At 37.5% G+C, this 19,157-nt stretch carries 10 protein-coding genes and 6 pseudogenes; 15 read left to right on the forward strand and 1 reads right to left on the reverse strand.

All coding sequences use genetic code 11. The annotated features are described in order from the left end of the window. Window positions 1-213 precede the first annotated feature (213 nt). The 14 genes and pseudogenes from A3835_07205 (at window position 214) to A3835_07270 (ending at window position 15,222) form a co-directional block, all read left to right on the forward strand. Window positions 214-1,602, forward strand: a complete 1,389-nt coding sequence (locus tag A3835_07205; GenBank protein ID ORI07347.1) for a sodium:proton antiporter — start codon at window positions 214-216, stop codon at window positions 1,600-1,602. Between the two features lie 10 nt (window positions 1,603-1,612). Continuing rightward, window positions 1,613-3,144: pseudogene (gene guaA, locus A3835_07210) on the forward strand (glutamine-hydrolyzing GMP synthase). Window positions 3,145-3,533: 389 nt separating this feature from the next. Further along, window positions 3,534-3,938, forward strand: a complete 405-nt coding sequence (locus A3835_07215; GenBank protein ORI07348.1) for a hypothetical protein — start codon at window positions 3,534-3,536, stop codon at window positions 3,936-3,938. Next, window positions 3,922-4,290 carry a hypothetical protein gene (locus A3835_07220; GenBank protein ORI07349.1) on the forward strand — a complete coding sequence of 123 codons (369 nt, stop codon included), beginning with the start codon at window positions 3,922-3,924 and terminating at the stop codon, window positions 4,288-4,290. Before A3835_07215 ends, A3835_07220 begins: the two co-directional genes overlap by 17 nt. Window positions 4,291-4,307: 17 nt before the next feature. Further along, window positions 4,308-4,618, forward strand: a pseudogene (locus A3835_07225) (GNAT family acetyltransferase). A 224-nt stretch (window positions 4,619-4,842) separates the two neighbouring features. Beyond that, window positions 4,843-5,487: a cupin gene (locus A3835_07230; protein ORI07350.1), complete on the forward strand. Its 645-nt coding sequence runs from the start codon at window positions 4,843-4,845 to the stop codon at window positions 5,485-5,487. A 113-nt stretch (window positions 5,488-5,600) separates the two neighbouring features. Further along, window positions 5,601-6,760, forward strand: a pseudogene (locus A3835_07235) (Bcr/CflA family drug resistance efflux transporter). Then, window positions 6,753-7,391: a uroporphyrinogen-III synthase gene (locus A3835_07240; protein ID ORI07351.1), complete on the forward strand. Its 639-nt coding sequence runs from the start codon at window positions 6,753-6,755 to the stop codon at window positions 7,389-7,391. The pseudogene A3835_07235 and the gene A3835_07240 overlap by 8 nt, the downstream one beginning before the upstream one ends. Window positions 7,392-7,624: 233 nt before the next feature. Beyond that, window positions 7,625-8,868, forward strand: a pseudogene (locus A3835_07245) (phosphoribosylamine--glycine ligase). Next, complete coding sequence (locus A3835_07250) at window positions 8,865-9,314, forward strand: hypothetical protein (GenBank protein ID ORI07352.1); 450 nt, start codon at window positions 8,865-8,867, stop codon at window positions 9,312-9,314. The pseudogene A3835_07245 and the gene A3835_07250 overlap by 4 nt, the downstream one beginning before the upstream one ends. Further along, on the forward strand, window positions 9,307-11,466 hold the full coding sequence (locus A3835_07255) for a hypothetical protein (GenBank protein ID ORI07353.1): 2,160 nt from the start codon (window positions 9,307-9,309) through the stop codon (window positions 11,464-11,466). The genes A3835_07250 and A3835_07255 overlap by 8 nt, the downstream gene beginning before the upstream one ends. Continuing rightward, complete coding sequence (locus tag A3835_07260; GenBank protein ORI07354.1) at window positions 11,467-12,165, forward strand: sodium:proton antiporter; 699 nt, start codon at window positions 11,467-11,469, stop codon at window positions 12,163-12,165. Continuing rightward, a complete protein-coding gene (locus A3835_07265) occupies window positions 12,155-14,353 on the forward strand; it encodes a polyribonucleotide nucleotidyltransferase (GenBank protein ID ORI07355.1) in 2,199 nt (732 codons plus the stop codon). Before A3835_07260 ends, A3835_07265 begins: the two co-directional genes overlap by 11 nt. A gap of 17 nt (window positions 14,354-14,370) precedes the next feature. Further along, a complete protein-coding gene (locus tag A3835_07270; GenBank protein ID ORI07356.1) occupies window positions 14,371-15,222 on the forward strand; it encodes a universal stress protein in 852 nt (283 codons plus the stop codon). A 202-nt stretch (window positions 15,223-15,424) separates the two neighbouring features. On the opposite strand, the pseudogene A3835_07275 reads toward A3835_07270, so the two are convergent. Then, window positions 15,425-15,560, reverse strand: a pseudogene (locus A3835_07275) (4-hydroxy-3-methylbut-2-enyl diphosphate reductase). Here A3835_07275 and A3835_07280 point away from each other — a divergent pair. Continuing rightward, window positions 15,534-19,150 (forward strand): annotated as a pseudogene (locus A3835_07280) (DNA polymerase III subunit alpha). The pseudogenes A3835_07275 and A3835_07280 sit on opposite strands and share 27 nt — an antisense overlap. Window positions 19,151-19,157: the final 7 nt, after the last annotated feature.

Here is a 19,157-nt window from a genome sequence, read left to right on the forward strand (position 1 = left end):
CTCTTTTTGCATTTAGTGGTTGTGGCTATAAAGATGATCCATTTTATGGAAATGCTCCCGTAAAAGAAAAGAAAACTGACAAGATAAACAAAATCTAGTAAAATTTTCGTATTTAAATAAAAATGTAATGTAAGCTTAATAATTTTAACTAACCTAATTTTTAGGCTCATTTAAGTAATATACCAAGATTTTTTATTCTACAAGGAGAGTATAATGAGGTTTTTTGGACTTCTAGGCTTGTTTTTTGCGATGGCTTTTGGTGCTGATGGAGAAGTTGCGGCTATTGACTTAACTACTACTTGGGCAGGAATTTTATCGCTTATAATTTTTGTTGTTGGATATTTTTTCATAGCAGCAGAAGAAAATTTCCATATCGATAAGGCAAAACCTGCTATCTTTATCGGTACGTTTATGTTCCTGCTTATCGGCGTTTATATGCTTATAAATGGCATGGATGTGCATTCGCTTGAACATGAGGTAAATCACCTGATTTTAGAGATCGCTCAGATAGTATTTTTCTTGATGGTGGCGATGACATTTATCGAAGCACTTATAGAAAGAGACGTATTTAACGCACTTAAATATAATCTCGTATCAAAAGGCTATACTTATAGAAAACTATTTTGGCTAACTGGTGTTTTGGCATTTTTCATAAGCCCAGTAGCTGATAACCTAACAACAGCGCTTATTCTTTCAACCGTTCTTCTAACGATAGATAGGAATAATACAAATTTCTTAGTAGCTGGCGCGATAAATATCGTCGTTGCAGCAAATGCAGGTGGAGCATGGAGTCCATTTGGTGATATCACTACGCTTATGGTTTGGGCAGCAGGTAAGTCACCATTTCTAGACTTTTTCGCACTTTTCCCAGCATCTATTATTGGCTGGCTTGTAACAGCATTTTTACTTTCTCGCGTGGTGCCAAGTACTGCACCACATTTTGATGTGGCAAACGAGCCAAAAGTGGTTATGAAAAAAGGTGGCAAAGCAGTTATTGCAATAGGCGCATTTACTATCTTTTGTGCAGTTATGATGCATCAGCTTTTCCACTTGCCAGCGATGTGGGGAATGATGTTTGGTTTCTCACTACTTAGTCTTTATACTTACTATTTCAAAAAAGCTCACAAAAATGAAGAGCCAATGCATGTATTTCACTATATGTCAAAGATCGAAAACAACACACTATTTTTCTTCTTTGGAATTTTAGCTGCAGTTGGCGCTCTTCATTTTGCTGGATTTTTAAATTACGCTGTATCACTTTATGATAAATTTGGCTCAACTGCTGTAAATATCGGAGTTGGATTCCTTTCAGCGATCGTTGATAATGTCCCTGTTATGTCAGCTGTTTTGAAAGCAAATCCAGCAATGGGAGCTGATGCAGGCGAGGCGATGAGTCAGTGGCTATTAGTGACACTAACTGCTGGTATCGGTGGTTCGATGATCAGCTTTGGTTCAGCAGCTGGTGTTGGAGTAATGGGTAAATTAAAAGGAATTTATACCTTTGGTGCACATATGAAATACGCTTGGATGGTGGTTCTAGGATATATCGTATCGATCATTGTTTGGTATGTGCAGTTTGAAATTTTTCATATCTATTTTTAAAAGGTTATAAATGAACAATACGATTATAGTTTTGGATTTTGGTTCACAATACACTCAGCTAATAGCCAGAAGGCTAAGAGAAGAGGGCGTCTACACTGAAATTTTGCCATTTAATGCAAAGCTTAGTGAGATAAAGGCGAAAGAGCCAAAGGGTATCATTTTAAGTGGCGGCCCAGCTAGTGTTTATGCTAAAGATGCTTATTTTTGCGATAACGGCGTCTTTGAGCTAAATATCCCTATACTTGGCGTTTGCTACGGCATGCAACTACTTGCTCACACGCATGGGGCTGAGGTTTTGGCGGCTGATCAAAAAGAGTACGGCAAGGCAGAGCTTAACGTTATTAAAGAGCATGAGCTATTTAAAGATACACCTTCAAAACAAATCGTATGGATGAGTCATAGTGACTATGTAAAAGACTTGCCAGAGGGCTTTGAAGTGATCGCTGTTAGTGAAAATTCGCCTTATTGTGCTTTTGGCGATGATAAACGAAAATTTTATGCAATCCAGTTTCACGCAGAGGTGCAACACAGCGAGTATGGCACGCAAATTTTAAAGAATTTTGCTAAATATATCTGCGGTTGCGAGAGCACATGGAACATGGGAAGCTTCGCTAAAAACAAGATAGAAGAGATAAGAAAAACAGTAGGCACTCACAAGGTGCTTTGCGCAGTTAGCGGCGGTGTGGATAGCTCTGTGACCGCAGCACTTTTAGCAGCTGCTGTGCCTGAAAATTTGATCCTTGTTTTTGTTGATAACGGACTTCTTAGAACAAACGAAAGAGAGCAAGTTGAAGCTACATTTAGAACAAAGCTTGGTGTTGAGCTAGTTAGCATAGATGCGAGTGAGACCTTCCTGGGACGATTAGCTGGTGTAGTAGATCCTGAGAAAAAACGCAAGATCATAGGTGAGACATTTATAGAAATTTTTGAGCAAGAGGCTAAAAAGCATGGTGATGTGAAATTTTTAGCTCAAGGCACTCTTTATACTGATATCATCGAAAGCTCCGTAGTTGGCTCAAGTAAGACGATAAAGAGTCACCACAACGTTGGAGGTTTGCCTGATTGGATGACATTTGAGCTGATAGAACCGCTAAGAGAAATTTTTAAAGACGAGGTTAGAAAGCTAGGCCTTGAGCTTGGACTAAGCCGCGATCTAGTCTTCCGCCACCCTTTCCCAGGACCGGGCCTTGCTATCCGCATAATGGGCGAAGTAAATAAACCAAGCTAGAGCTACTTCGCAAAGCTGACGTGATCTTACGTGACGAGCTAAAAAGTACTGGCTGGTACAACAAAACTTGGCAGGCGTTTTGCGTACTCTTAAATGTAAATTCTGTTGGCGTAATGGGTGATAACCGCACTTATGAAAACGCTGTTTGCGTGCGTGTGGTCGATGCGAGCGATGGCATGACTGCAAGCTTCTCACGCCTGCCGTACGATCTGCTAGAAAACGTAAGTCGCCGCATTATAAACGAGGTAAATGGCATCAACCGCGTAGTTTACGACATCTCGAGCAAGCCACCTGCAACTATTGAGTGGGAATAGAGTAAAAGTATTTCTGTTGTAAAACCGTTGAAAATACAATATCACAACGGCTGACGGAAGCAAAAAGCTCTTTAGTGATACTATTTTGATACTAAAAGTAAGAAAAAGTAGGTTCCAAAGGGAGTTGTTGAATTTAGATAAATTATTTAGAAAGCCTTCCATCATTTTGGTGGGAGGCTTTTGTGGAAACAGCGGTTGATAAGTTTGAATTTGAAGAGGTTATAGCAATGAAACTTCTTTGCATCGGAGACCACTTTAACATACAGTAATGCGGGATATTCATTTATACCTGACCTAAATAAAAATTTAAATGCTATTAATAAATGCTTAAATGGTGGTACATTATATGGGATTTATTTTAGTTTGAATATTTTTAAAGAGGTGTCAATATGAGACACAAAGATACAAAAATAGAATGTGAAGAGTTATGGGCAAAAAATAAATATTTTGTACTAAGCAAATCGCATAAAGCATATTTGGAGATAAGGGCGTATTTGAGGGAAAAAGAACCGGATGTTTTATGGATAAATAAAAAAATACAGGAAACAAGAGATATGAAGGAGAGTAAAAAAGATTTTAGTAATGCCATTCTTCACATATGGGGATATTTCAAAAAAAATGCAAGTACAGTTGAAAAACAGGCATTATTTGATATATTAAATGAATATATGGAGGGGAAAAATAATCAAGATGTTGTAATTGAATACATTAACACTTTACTAAAAAGATACCCTAATGAATATTTAGAAAAATCAACCTTCTTAACAGGAGAAAAATATGAGACTATGGCATGAAAAACTTATCCACTTATTGCCCAAAAGTCAGCTGCTTGGACAACATAGGGAATGTTGTGCTTTGAGGGGCAATGGATGGAAAAAGAAACATAAAACTGTGGACTATGTGTTTACATATTCCCCGTATCATCTTTTTATTTACCATGTATTGGTTATGGAGGAGATGGAAAAAAGGGGATATAATGTTTCTGTGGAATGGAAAGATAAAAATTATAGAGGAAGGACGGTAGAAAAGTACAATAATCTTAAAGAGGAAATTATAAGCAGTCCAATTTACAAAGAGCATAATATTGAATATCTGGCTGATTGCATAGAAAATTTAAGAAATAAAGGTATACATTTAAAAGTATAGAAGTTGTGGAAGAGCAAATTGATATAAAAATAAAAAAAGTTGAAGATGAACTGGGAAAGGAAGGTGCATCAAGAGAGATATTATATGACCTTTCAGAATGGTTTGGAATGCCGGAAAGCACAGAAGAGTATATTTGTGATTCACGGTAAAAGCCTTTTCTCGCTTGCCATATGAATGATGAGTCGGTTGGTTTTGTTGTATTAAATGCAACCGACAAGGATTGTACAGATATTTTTGTAATTGGTATAAAAAATTCCATCAAATGGGTATTGGATCAGTACTTAACGAAGCTTACAAAACTACGGCAAGGAAGCCGGGTTATGCATATTAAAAACAGAAACTAAAAAGATACCGTTATAGAATAAAAGAAACAAATATGATATGGTAATTATTGAGTGGGAGTAGACACAAAAATCCCTTTATGAAATTTTCTGTAAATGGAACTTCTTTATACGCATTGGTTTTAATTAGGATATATTTTATCTTTTTATTAACATTGGTCAATGAAATTTAGTTCTTAACCTTTTATAATTTTGCAAAAAAGGATATAAAATGAGTAAAATTTACAATCTAAACGCCGACACGAAAGTCGTCGCAAAAAGCGTTGTTAGCAAGAGAATTTTTGATTGCGAGAATGCTCATGTCGATGTATTTGCTTTTGATACGGGCGAGGAGCTAGATCATGAGATGTTATTTTGTGACAGCCTCGCATGGGTTGTGGAGGGCGGTGCTAGCCTATACTACGGTGAAAAGCAGATGCATATAGGTAATGAGCAAGCTTGTCTGATAGAGAAAAAAGTGTGGCGCAAGCTAGTTTTTAACGAACCAACGAAATATATTTCAATTGATTTTAAGGAGGATTTAATGATAGATCATTTACCTAAGGCAGCTATTTTTAGCTTAGTTGATGCAGTCGAATACGAAAAAGGCAAAATCGTTAGCAAAACGCTCGTAAAGAACGAAAACGGCTCAATGTCATTACTTAGTTTTGACACAGACCAAGAGCTCTCAACTCACGCAGCACCAGGTGATGCACTACTTATCGCACTTGATGGCGAGATGAAGCTAACTATTGGTGATGAACATTTTGATATCAAAAAAGGCGATACCATCGTGCTTCCAGGTAAAATACCACATGGATTAAAGATAAAAGATAAATTTAAAATGCTTTTAATCGTCACTAAAGACAAAATGTAATACCAAGCCCTATCTTTAGGGCTTTTATATTTTATATATCACGTTAAATTTACCCTTAATAACCCAAAAAGCAAAGTCATAATATAATCTCTTTTAAAATTTAAAGAAAAACTATGAAAAAAGAAAATTCCAAGCTATTTTTATTGCTATTTTTAGGTGCCCTCTCTGCATTTGGACCATTTGTTACAGATCTTTATTTGCCAGCACTTCCGGCTATTACCGAGTGGTTTAAAACAAGTGTCACAGCTACGCAATTAACGATCACGACATCGATGGCAGGCTTAGCCATAGGTCAGCTCATAGTTGGCCCAATAAGTGATAAATTTGGCCGAAAACTGCCCCTTACCATCTCGCTCATCGTCTATACGATAAGTACGATTTTTATATTTTTTGCGCAAAATATCCAGTTTTTTATCTTTATGAGAATTATTCAAGGGCTTGCAAGTGCCGGTAGTTTGGTTATTTCAAGGGCTGTTGTTAGTGATCTTTATAAGGGCCATGAAATGACTAAATTTTTAGCCTTATGATGGTCGTAAATGGTCTAGCCCCGATACTTTCACCAATAGGCGGCAGTTTGCTGCTTAAATTTACTGACTGGCGTGGCATCTTTATGGCACTTACTATCATTGGTATTTTACTTTTTATCGCAAACTTTTATTTCAAAGAGAGCTTAAGTCAGTCAAATCGCTTAAAAATGCCTTTGCTAGTGACTTATAGTGTTTTTGGTAAAATTTTAAGAAAGAAAAAATTTATGCTTTTCGTAAGCATTCAGACATTTGCAATGGGTGCGATGTTTGCCTATATAGCGTCATCTTCGTTTATTTTTCAAGAATTTTATTCTCTAAGTCCAGTAAGCTACAGCTTTTGTTTTGCTTCAAATGGTTTAGGGCTTGTTATAGGAGCAAGGCTTGCTAGTCTTTTAAATGAGAGAAAAGCGCTCAAAACTGGGCTTTTTGGCACCTTGTTTGCTAGCATTTTTATTGCTTTCATGCTTTGTTTTAAATTTGAAGTGATCGGCGTCATTATCGCATTTTTTTTATTGCTTCTTTTTACAGGATTTGTCTTGCCAACTGCTTCATCGCTAGCCATGAACGAAGGTAGAGAATACGCAGGCTCAGCCTCAGCGATACTTGGATTTTGCCCATTTTTCTTAGGTGGAGTCGTCTCTCCGCTAGTTGGGCTTGGTGATATATTTTATTCGACTTCTATTGTTATTTTAGCTTGCACATTACTTGCTTTGATATCATTTTTTAGGTTAAAAAGAGTTGCGTAAAATTTATCTTATTTCAAATACAAAAACGGCTGATGAGAGCGTTGTAAATTTAAGCGTTAGCAAGATAGAGTTTTTAAAATTTGAACTAAATTTAAGTGATTATGACGTGCTGGTAGCCACTTCTAAAAATGCTTTTAATGCATTAAAATTTAACAATATAAAAGCTATAAATTTGCCAGTCTTTGCCATCGCAAATAGTTGTGCGGCAGCTGCAAGAGAGTTTGGATTTAGTGAAATTTACACCGGAAATAATGCTCACGGAGACGACTTTGCAAGAGAAATTTTACCACTTTTAAAGGGCAAAAAAGTTCTCTATCTAAAAGGTAAAGATAGTGCTTCAAATTTCTTAGAAATTCTGCAAAATGGCGGCGTAAATATAAAAGCGATCATCGCCTATGAAAATGTCTTAAATCCTTGCAAAATGGAGCTAAAACCACTAAAAAATAGTATCTTGATCTTCGCTTCTCCGCTAAATGTCAAAAATTTTCTTAGTAATTTTGGCTGGGATGAGAGCTATCAAGCGATAAGCATTGGAAAGGTCACTGCAAAAGAGCTAAAATTTACCGAGCCAATAGTGAGCCAAAGTCAAGATATAAACGCCTGTATCGCGCTTGCCAAAACATTACTTTAAGCAAAGAATTTATATAATTTTATTGCCTGAGTGAAGCGAGTCAGCATTTTACGGGGTCCAACACTTTTTTGTTAGCGAAAAGGTATGGATGCCTTGTGATGTGGCTTCGTTTGAGTCTGAAAAGGCGAGAAGTTGCAACCGTTTGGTATCCATCTATTTGCAAGATTGGCTTTGTTTATGGGCCACTCTTCTATGCGACGCCCACTCGGGTTTTTTAAATTTACGGAGATGAAATGAATATTCTCATAATAGGAAGTGCGGCCGCGAATACGCCATTGCTCTAAAACTAAAAAACGAAAAAAATATAAATTTATACTTTGCGCCAGGAAATGGTGCGACCTCACGCCTTGGCGAGAATTTAAATATAAAAGACTTTTATGAGCTTGCAAAATTTGCTAAACAAAATGATATCGCTCTAACTATCGTAGGCCCTGAAGCGACGCTTAGTGAAGGCGTAGTGGATATCTTTAAAAAAGAGGGCTTGCTTATATTTGGACCAAGCAAAGCAGCTGCTAGACTTGAAGCCAGTAAGGCCTATATGAAGGACTTTTTAGCTAGAAATAATATAAAAACTGCAAGATATTTAAACACAGACGATAAAGAAAAAGCATTTAAATTTATTGATACCTTAAGCGCTCCGATGGTCGTAAAGGCCGATGGCCTTTGTGCTGGCAAAGGCGTTATAATCGCAAATTCTAAAGAAGAAGCCAAAGAGGCAGTTAGCGACATGCTAAGCGGAGCCAGCTTTGGTGATGCTGGTAAATTTGTTGTCGTTGAAGAGTTTTTAGACGGCTTTGAGCTAAGTTTTTTTGCTATTTGTGACGGCGAAAATTTTGTAAGTTTGCCAGTGGCACAAGATCATAAACGTCTGCTTGATAATGACGAAGGTCCAAATACTGGCGGCATGGGTGCTTATGCTCCAAGTCCGCTTGCTTCAAAAGAGCTGATAAAAAGGGTTGAAGAAGAGGTTGTAAAGCCAACTTTAAAAGGGATGAAAAACGAGGGCAGTCCGTTTTGTGGAGTACTTTTTGTAGGGCTAATGATCGTGAAAAATGAGCCTTATGTACTTGAGTTTAACGTAAGATTTGGCGATCCTGAGTGCGAGGTATTGATGCCATTAATTGACGGAAATCTAAGCGAAATTTTACTAAATGCTGCAAAGGGCGAGCTAAAGCCTATTAGTTTAAAAGATGAATTTGCAGTTGGCGTTGTGATGGCTAGTAAGGACTATCCGTATAAAAGTAGTCCAAAAGCTAAAATTTCAGTTTTAAATAATGTAAAAGATGCTCACATTGCTTATGCTGGTGTTAGCGAGCAAGGCGGAGAAATTTATGCAGATGGTGGCAGAGTATTAGTCTGCGTGGCTACTGCAAAGAGTATAAAAGAAGCACGTGATAGAGCTTATGAGCTTTGCGAAAATGTAAAATTTGACGGAGCACATTATAGAAAAGATATTGCCTGGCAGGCATTAAAATGAGTATGCAGATAGTTGAAAAACTTGAAAAAGAAGAAATTTCGCTAGCGCCATTTTCAAAAAGAGTGCTAGCCTACTCAATTGATGAATGTATCGTTTCTTTTTTGTTTTTGATCATTTACTGGGATGCTTTTTTATCGGTTATGAGCTATGATGAAGCCAGAAATTTGACCTTAAATTTCTTTTGGCAAATAGTCGCACTAAAGATTATTTACCATACATTTTTTGTTTGGTATTATGGTACGAGTCTTGGACAAATGCTAACAAAGACGATGTGCATTAATGTAGAAATTTTAGATAGACCAAATTTTATTTCAAGCTTGGTAAGAGCGATTTTTAGGTTGGTTAGTGAAGCTTGTTTTTATCTTGGTTTTGCATGGGCATTTGCAAATCCAGCTAGGCAAACTTGGCAAGACAAAATAGCAAAAACAGTGGTGATAAATGCGTAAAATTTTATTTTTAGTTCCGGTTTGTATTTTAAATCTAAGTGCAGCTGTGCAAGATGTGCAGCTTTTGGCTGATGATGTAAAGCAAGATAAAGGCATCGTAACGGCCAATAAAAATGTTGTTGTGTATTCACAAGATTATCTTGTGACAGCTGATTGTGCAGTTTATGATCAAAATAATTCGGTTATCGAGCTCTTTGGAAATGTCAATATGATGAAGGGCAAAAGTGAAGTCTCTCGCTCAAACTATGCAAAGCTAAATTTAAAAAATAATGATACTGCTTTTGAATCGCTTTTTATGATGAATAAAGACATGGAAGTATGGATGAGAAGCGATGAAAGTAGCTCTGATAGTGAGTACTATAGAGTTAAAAAAGCGATGGTTTCAAGTTGCAATGTTCAAGATCCTGACTGGAGCATCACCTCAAGCTCAGCTATGCTAAATAAACAAAGCAAATTTTTACATCTTTTTAATCCAGTCTTTCGTATAGCTAATGTACCAGTTTTTTACTTGCCATATTTTGGTTTTTCAACAGATACCACAAGAAGAACAGGTCTTTTACCGCCTGAGCTTGGATACGGAAAATCTGAAGGTTTTTATTACAAGCAGCCGATTTATTTTGCACCTTATAATGAGTGGGACTTCGAGCTTGATCCGCAGATAAGAACAAACAGAGGTGCTGGAATTTATGGTGCGTTTAGATTTACTGAGTCGCCTGATTCAAGGGGTGAAATCAGCTTTGGTTTATTTACTGATAAAAACAGCTACCAAGCCAAGCAAAAAGGAGAGACTTCAAATAAGGCTGAACTAAAAAATAAAACACATAAAGGTATCGGACTAAAATACGAAAGAGATAAGCTTATAAGATATCTTAGTGAAGCAGATTTGCAAGAGGGAATTTGGATAGATGCAACGAAGCTAAATGATATAGATTATTTAAATTTAAAGGGCAGGGATGATGATTATGATTCACTTGTAACTTCTAAATTTAACTATTTCATCGCAAATGACGATCATTATTTTGGTGCTTATGCAAAATACTACATAGACACTGAAAAAATTGGCTCAAAAAATGAGAACAAAGATACTCTTCAAGAGCTTCCATCACTTCAGTATCATAAATTTACAGATGATATTGTCTTGCCAAATATCTTATACTCGCTCGATCTTCAGTCACATAGATATGATAGAAAGATAGGCGTTAGAGCGACTCAGTATGAATTTACGCTCCCAGCTTCAGTGCATGTGCCACTGCTTGATGATAGCTTAACATTTTCATTTTACGAGTATCTATACGCTTCAAGAATAAATTACGAGAATAAGATAAATTCATTTGATGATAAAAGAGAAGATAAGCATACAAATTTTGTAAATAATTACCACAAATTTACCCTTCACACTGACCTTGCAAAAGCGTATGAAAGCTTTTATCACACTCTAAATTTTGGAGCTGAATACCTACTGCCAGGCTATAGAAAAGGAAATTTAGATGATGAGTTTATCTATGATAAAAATTTAAATGAGTATGAAAATTTCTTGGCTCAAGGGCAGAGCAAAGAAGAAATTTCTGGTTATTTGACGCAGTATTTCTTTAACTCTAATGGTAGAAAGATTATAAAACATAGTATTTCTCAAGGATATTACACAAAAGAAGATGAATATTCGAATTTAAAAAATGCTATCTATCTATATCCATTTGAAAATTTAAGCCTTTATAATAAGCTTGAGTATTCACACAAGAGCAAAGAGCTTAAAAAGATACAAAGCGGACTTTCATACACAAATGATCTATTTTGGCTAAATATGCTTCACACCATGAAGAAAAATGATAGCAAAATAAAAAATAGTGCGACAAAAGATAGCTATTTTACAAGTGGTCTTGGAGTAAAATTACCTCATCAATACAGCCTTATTGGCGGCTGGCAATATGATATCGAGCGAAGTTACACAAAAAGCTGGAGAGTTGGTGTACTTCATCAAAGAAAATGCTGGAATTACGGGATAATTTATCAACAAGATGTCGAGCCAACAACAACAATAAATGGTTCAGCATCGACTAGAAAAAATGGTATCTATTTCACGATAAATTTCTATCCAATGGGCGGTTTGCACTATGACTTTTCGCAAAGCAGCACAAAATCGAGTGCCAACTAAATGATAACGGCTAAATTTAAGGATCAATTAGAAGCAGCTAGCAAACTAATTGAAATTTTGCCAAAAAAAGAGCTCGTAGATAAAAAGACGATAATCGTTTGTATGTCGCTTGAGTCAGTTATACTCACAGATGCGGTTTGTAGAAGTTTAAATTTAAGCTACGAGATGCTTTTTAGCGAGCCAATACCTGCGCCAAATAATAGCGAATGCGACGTTGCAATAGTTAGTGAGACAGAAGATATAGTATTAAATGATAAGCTTATAAAAGCCTTTAATATAAGCTATGACTATATTTACGGCGAAGCGCATAGAAAATATGAAGAAAAAATTTTAAAAAACGTTTATAAATACCGAAAAGGAAATTTGATAGGAGAGCTAAAAGATAAAAATATTTTACTAATCGATGAGGGGTGCGAGACTGGTATGACGGCACTCATTTGCATAAAGACGTTGCTTGATGTGAAGGTAAAATCCATCTCATACGCAACGCCAGTGATTGCTACTGATGTCTTTACAAATTTAAATGATATGGTTGATGAAATTTACACGATAAACAAGATCGTTGATTTTATCGATGTGGATTCGTATTACGAGAAAAAGATCGAAGCTACGAGTGAGCGTATCATGTCGATATTAGAAGAGAGCCCTTATTATTTGCCGTTACAAAAACAACAAGGAGATAAAAATAATGCAATATAGTATAGAAGTCAATAATCAGGTTGAAATTTTTGACCTTAATAAAGTAGCAAAACAAGCTAGCGGAGCAGTGCTTTTAAGGGTGAAAAATACCGTCGTTTTAGCAACTGTTGCAAGAGAGGACACACAAGTTGAGGAGGATTTTTTACCTCTAACGGTGCAGTACATCGAAAAAGCTTACGCTGCTGGTAAAATTCCTGGCGGTTATGTTAAGCGCGAGACAAAGCCAGGCGACTTTGAAACGCTAACAGCTCGCATCATCGATAGATCTCTTAGGCCACTCTTTCCAAAAGGTTACGCATATCCAACTCAAATTGTTGTAATGGTGCTTTCAGCTGATCCTGAGGTTGATTTGCAAGTTGTAAGTCTAAATGCAGCCTCAGTTGCTCTTTATCTTAGCGACATCCCTGTAAATCGCCCAGTTTGTGGCGTGAGAGTTGGTTATATAGATGAAAAATTTGTGATCAACCCAAGCAACTCTGAACTAAAACAAAGTGCGATCGATCTATACGTAGCTGGAACAAAAGATGAGCTTTTGATGATCGAGATGAGAAGCTTACCTCAACAAACTACGCAGCTTATTCCGATGGTCGCGATTGAGCCGATGATAGATCCTAGCCTAAGTGACAGTATGTCTCAAAAACAGCTAATGAATGAATTTAGCGAAGATATGATGGTTGAGGCGATTGATTTTGCTGGTAAGGCGATATTAAAGGCTAGCAGTGCTTACGAAGAAGCTTTCAAAGAGCATAAAAAAGAGGACGCTGCACTTGATCTAAAACCTGAGATAGAAAATGAAAATATCGCTATTTATATTGATAAATTTTATAAAGCTGAAGTCAAAAATGCTATCAATCAAATGGCAAAAAGCGAGCGTGCGAGCGAACTTAGCAAGATCGCGAAACAAATTTCAAGCGATGAGGTAGCACAAAAAGAGGGTTGGGACGAGGCTGTTATCACAAATGTCCTTGGTAAATATAAAAAGAAAATCGTAAGAGAGCAGATAATAAATGAAGGCGTAAGAGCTGATGGGCGTGGTCTTGAAGAGGTTAGGCCTATTAGTATCGAAACAAATGTGCTTCCAAATGCCCATGGTTCATGCCTCTTTACAAGAGGACAGACGCAAGCCCTAGTTGTCACTACTCTTGGCACTGACAGTGACGCTCAAATGTATGACATCCTAACTGAAAAAGTACCTTTTGTAGAGAAATTTATGTTTAACTACAACTTCCCAGGCTTTAGCGTAGGCGAGGCAAGTCCACTAAAAGCTCCTGGTAGACGCGAGCTTGGACATGGAAATTTAGCCAAACGTGCCCTTGCACCAAGTATCGATCTAGCTTCGCCATACACAATAAGAGTCGTTTCAGAAATTTTAGAGAGCAACGGCTCAAGCTCGATGGCTAGCGTTTGCGGTGGCTCTCTCGCACTTAGAGCAGCTGGCGTAAATACTTTAAAACTTGTCGCAGGTGTCGCTATGGGACTAATATTTGAAGGCGATAAACACGCAGTGCTAACAGATATCATGGGACTTGAAGATCATGACGGCGATATGGACTTTAAAGTAGCAGGCACAAGCGATGGTATCACGGCACTTCAGATGGATATTAAGCTTGGTGGCATTAGTTTAGAAGTGCTAAAAGAGGCGCTTTATCAAGCAAAACGTGGTAGAGAGCATATCTTATCTTTGATGACAGAAGCGGATAAAAATATAGAAATAAATGAAGATGTGCTTCCAAAGCTTGAACTATTTAGTGTCGATCCAAGCAAGATCGTAGACATCATCGGACAAGCTGGAAAAACCATAAAAGAGATCATTGAGAAATTTGAAGTCTCAATCGATCTTGATAGAGAAAAAGGCGAGGTAAAAATCGCAGGTGGAGCAAAGAAAAATGTCGATGCCGCAAAGGACTACATCATCTCTATCACTTCAAAAGACAATGGACGTTCATTTGGCAAAAAGCCGTTTAAACACGACAAAGAGCGTTCAAAACCAAATTTTAATATCGGTGATGAGTTTTTGGGAACTGTAAAGAGTGTTGTTGATTTTGGTGTATTTATCGAGCTAAAAGATGGCATTGATGGCTTGCTTCACATCTCAAAGATAAAAACCCCATTAAACGTAGGCGATCAGGTCAAAGTAAGTGTGAGCGAGCAAAAAGGAAATAAAATTTCGCTCTCTTTGGTTGAATAAATTTTAAAGGACAGATTATGAAATACAAAAAGTTGCTTTTTCCAATAGGAGCTGGAGACGATATCGAGCCAAGAATTTATGGTGCCCTAAAGGTTGCTCAGTGGTTTAACACACATATGGAAATTATGACTTGCCAGCTTGATCCAAGCGTAGTTTATAATATGAAAATGACGCTTCGTGGAGGAGTGCTTTTTGAGGAATTTCTAAAATCAGCTAAATCTGAACTAGCTGTCGAGCATGAAGAGAATGAAAAAATTTTCAATAAAATTTGTGCTGAGCTTGGCATAAAAGTAACTAGTGAAATCATTGAAGATGTTTGCACTGCAAATTTTACTATTCATAGTGGCAAAAGAAGCGCGATAGTGGAGCAAGAGAGTAAATTTTGCGATCTAGTGGTGGCTGCTGTGCCACTTGATGGAAAGATCACTGGCACATTTGAGTCAGCTGTTTTAAAAAGTGGTAAAAATGCGATTGTAATCCCTAGAAAAATGCGTGAGTTTAAAGCCGATAATATCCTTGTAAGCTGGACTGGTACGACGCAAAGCTCAAGGGCATTAACAGGCTCGATCGATCTTTTAAAAAAGGCAAAAAAGGTTCAGTGCATTACCTCAAAAGCAAGCCTTGGCGATAATGCTGAACTAAATCTTAAAAAGCTTGAAGAGTACTTCAAAATTCATGGCATATCAGCCACTTTTGAAGTGATTGCTACTACGATGATACCTGGTGAAGCGCTTTTAAAAGCAGCTATTGATAGAAATGCTGATCTTATCGTTGCTAGCAGATATGGTGAAAATGGTCTTATGGAAATGGTGCTTGGCGGAACATCAAGATTTTTCTTAGAACACACAAATATCCCAGTTTATTTATAATGGATTGCGGCTTAGTCCGCGATCTAATTCTTTTTCACTTTATAGATTTTAAAATTCCATTCACTCGCAAGGATTGACTACTAAATTTTAGCTTCACTGACCGCTTAACTCAACTTTTAGAGCCGAAATTACTCGTTCATGAAATTTTAAAATTTACAAGACCTTAATAGCATAGTGCGTCAGATGACAGCGCGCTTCGTTCTTAGCCACAAACTACAAATTCTATAAATTTTAAAGCTCCCATTAAGTTTTCATCAAGCACCTTATTAGCCAAAATTTTGTAAAATCCACTCATTAAAAAAGGATAAAAAATGAGTGAAAATTCTAGCTTTACGCACCTACATTTACACACTGAATACTCCCTGCTTGACGGAGCGAACAAGATAAAAGAGCTAGCTCACGTACTTCATGATAGAGGCGACACAGCAGCGGCGATTACTGATCACGGCAATATGTTTGGAGCGATAGATTTTTACAAGGCGATGAAAAAAGAGGGGATAAAACCGCTAATTGGCATCGAAGCTACGTGCATAATGGCGAGCAGCTTGATGACAAGAGTACTAAACAGCGCTTTCACCTTATACTAATCGCCAAAAACGAGACTGGCTATAAAAATTTAATGTATCTTAGCTCTATGAGTTACATCGAGGGCTTTTACTACTATCCTCGTATCAATAAAAAAATTTTAAAAGAGCACAGCGAGGGCTTGGTTTGTAGCTCTGCTTGCTTGCAGGGCGAGGTGAGTTGGCATCTAAATTTAAGTGACCGTAACGTGAAATTTGGCGCTAAAGGCTACGAGAGAGCAAAAGAGGTCGCACTTGAGTATAAAGAAATTTTTGGAGATGACTTTTATCTTGAGATCATGCGTCACGGCATCGGCGATCAAAAACGTATTGATGATGATATTTTACGCATCGCCAAAGAGACTGGCATAAAGGTCATCGCCACAAACGATACTCACTACACTTTTAAAGAGCGAGCCGACGCGCATGAGGTTTTTATGTGTATCGCGATGAACAAAACTTTAGATGATCCAAACCGACTTCGCCACAGCGTTCATGAGTTTTTTGTAAAAAGCAAAGAGCAGATGAGTGAGCTATTTTTAGATATCCCTGAAGTGATAGAAAACACCCAAGAGATCGTGAATAAGTGCAATCTTGAGATCAAGCTTGGCAACCCAACTCCTCCAAATTTTAAATTTACTCTTGAATATGCTAAAGAGAGAAATTTAACACTTCCAGAGCCTGAAAATAGATATAGTTTTAAAAATGATGCTGTTTTTTTTGAGTATGAATGTAGAAAAGGTCTTGAAGAGAGGCTAAAATTTGTCCCTGAAAATTTACATGATGAATACAAAAAGCGCCTTGAGATAGAGATTGGTATAATTAATAAAATGAATTTCCCAGGCTATATGATGATCGTTTGGGACTTCATAAATGAGGCCAAAAGTAGAGGTGTACCAGTTGGTCCAGGACGTGGTTCTGCGGCTGGTAGCTTGGTCGCTTACTCGCTAAAGATCACTGACCTTGATCCGATCCCATACAACCTACTTTTTGAGAGATTTCTAAACCCAGAGCGTGTTAGTATGCCAGATATCGACGTGGACTTTTGTCAAAGTAGGCGTGGCGAGATAATTGACTATGTTACGCAAAAATATGGAAAATTTAACGTTGCTGGCGTTATTACATTTGGTAAATTGCTTGCAAAAGGTGTCATTAGAGATGTTGCTAGGGTTTGTGATATGCCTTACGCCGAAGCTGATGCGATGGCAAAGTTAATACCTGATGAACTTGGTATTACGCTAAAAGATGCTTATGAAAAAGAGCCAAAGATAGCTGAGCTAATAAGTCAAAATCCAAAGGCAGCTAAAATTTGGAAATTTGCACTTGATCTTGAGGGGCTAAACAGAAATGCCGGCCAGCACGCAGCAGGTGTCGTTATCTCAAATGAGGAGCTGTGGAACAAAACTCCGCTATTTCGTCAGCCAAACAGCCCAGAAGATCGTTATGTTACACAGTATAGCCTTAAGTATCTTGAGGATGTGGATTTAATTAAATTCGACTTTCTTGGACTAAAAACACTAACGGTTATCGATAATGCCATAAAGCTGGTAAAACAACGAACTGGCAAGGATATTATTTGGGAGCAGATCGATAAAAACGATTCTAATGTTTATAAAATGATACAAAGCGGCCAAGCGATAGGAATTTTCCAAATCGAGGGCGAGGGCATGAGAAAGCTAGGAACTAGTTTGCGTCCAGACTGCTTCGAGGATATCGTCGCGATGCTAGCGCTCTACCGCCCAGGACCTATGGAGAGTGGCATGCTTGATGACTTTGTCAAAAGAAAACATGGCGAGGCCGAGATAACCTACTCATTTAAAGAGCTTGAGCCAATCCTTGCGCCAACATATGGCGTAATCGTCTATCAAGAACAAGTTATGCAAATCGTTCAAGCCATAGGTGGCTTTAGCCTTGGTGGAGCGGATCTTGTGCGCCGTGCGATGGGTAAAAAGATCAAAGAAGAGATGGACAGGCTAAAGGGCGAGTTTGTAAAAGGTGCTGAGGCAAAAGGGCTAAATGGACAAAAAGCAGACGATCTTTTCGAGCTAATTGTAAAATTTGCAGGATATGGCTTTAATAAATCTCACTCCGCCGCCTACGCCTACGTCACATTTCAAACGGCTTATCTTAAGGCTTATTACCCAGCTGAATTTATGGCCGCACTTCTTACAAGTGAAGAGAGCAACGTCGATAAGATCGTTCGCTATATTGATGAGATAAAACGCATAAATATAGATACTTTGCCGCCATCTATAAATAAATCAACTAAAGAATTTAGCGTCGTTAAAAATGGCGATCATGACGGCATTATCTTTGGGCTTGGTGCGATTAAAGGCGTTGGCGGAGCGGCTATTGAAAACATTATCACTGAGCGTGAAGCAAATGGCGAGTTTAAGAGTATGGACGACTTTGTCTCAAGGATCGATCCATTTAAAGTAAATAAAAAAGTCTTTGAAAGCCTCATAAAAGCTGGCTGCTTTGATGAGTTTGGCTTTAGTCGCAAGATGCTTATGCAAAATGTAGAAAATATCATAGAAGCTTGCAAAAGTGCAGCTCAGATCCGTAAAAATGCAGTTGAGAGCTTGTTTGGCGAAGATGAGAGCATGAATGATGTGAGGATAAATTTTGTCACGATAAATGATGAATTTGACATCAAACAAATTTTAAAATTTGAGCAAGAGAGCGTTGGTATCTACCTCTCAGGCCACCCGCTTGATGATTATAAAGACGAGATCAACAAGATAAAATACACTCTAAGTTCAGAATTTGAGAGCTTGCCGCAAAGCGCTGAAATTTTAGTCGTTGGCAAGATCGAAGACTTTAGCACAAGGATAACCAAAAGTGGCAAGAAAATGGGCACTATAAACGTCCTTGATTTTCACGGAAATATCGAGATCGCAGTCTTTGAAAGAGAGCTTGGCAATATCGAAGATATAGTAAAAGATGAAGCAAAACGCGACCTACCTTATGCTTTTAGGATAAATATCACAAAAGATGATCAATTTGTAAGGACAAATTTAAACGAGGTTTATAGCCTAGAAGATGCGCAAAATTTAGACTTTAAAACAAGAAAGCTAAAACAAAATTCTAAATTTTATAAAAATGAAGAGGCGAGCGCCCCTCAAAAAGTAAGAGAATATGCCGAGCTAGAGGTGCTTTTAAGCCTTAGTGAGCTTAGCAAAGATAAGATCACTAACCTTTATAATCTTGGCTATAACGAACATATAAAAAGTGGCACAAACAATGATAAGCGTCTTGTTATTAAGATAAAAAATGAAAATACGGCTCAAATTTTTGTCTATAAGACAAAATTTGTTGTAAATGACAGCTTTAAAGAAAAAGCACTTCAAGCAATAGCTTGCTAAGGCCTGG

The organism is Campylobacter concisus (genome assembly GCA_002092835.1).
Lineage (GTDB): Bacteria > Campylobacterota > Campylobacteria > Campylobacterales > Campylobacteraceae > Campylobacter_A > Campylobacter_A concisus_K.

Coding starts and splice junctions, on each gene's coding strand:
- A3835_07250 (ORI07352.1), top strand. CDS start 8,865: ATGAGTATGCAGATAGTTGAAAAACTTGAAAAAGAAGAAATTTCGCTA.
- A3835_07220 (ORI07349.1), top strand. CDS start 3,922: ATGAGACTATGGCATGAAAAACTTATCCACTTATTGCCCAAAAGTCAG.
- A3835_07260 (ORI07354.1), top strand. CDS start 11,467: ATGATAACGGCTAAATTTAAGGATCAATTAGAAGCAGCTAGCAAACTA.
- A3835_07230 (ORI07350.1), top strand. CDS start 4,843: ATGAGTAAAATTTACAATCTAAACGCCGACACGAAAGTCGTCGCAAAA.
- A3835_07215 (ORI07348.1), top strand. CDS start 3,534: ATGAGACACAAAGATACAAAAATAGAATGTGAAGAGTTATGGGCAAAA.
- A3835_07270 (ORI07356.1), top strand. CDS start 14,371: ATGAAATACAAAAAGTTGCTTTTTCCAATAGGAGCTGGAGACGATATC.
- A3835_07265 (ORI07355.1), top strand. CDS start 12,155: ATGCAATATAGTATAGAAGTCAATAATCAGGTTGAAATTTTTGACCTT.
- A3835_07255 (ORI07353.1), top strand. CDS start 9,307: ATGCGTAAAATTTTATTTTTAGTTCCGGTTTGTATTTTAAATCTAAGT.
- A3835_07205 (ORI07347.1), top strand. CDS start 214: ATGAGGTTTTTTGGACTTCTAGGCTTGTTTTTTGCGATGGCTTTTGGT.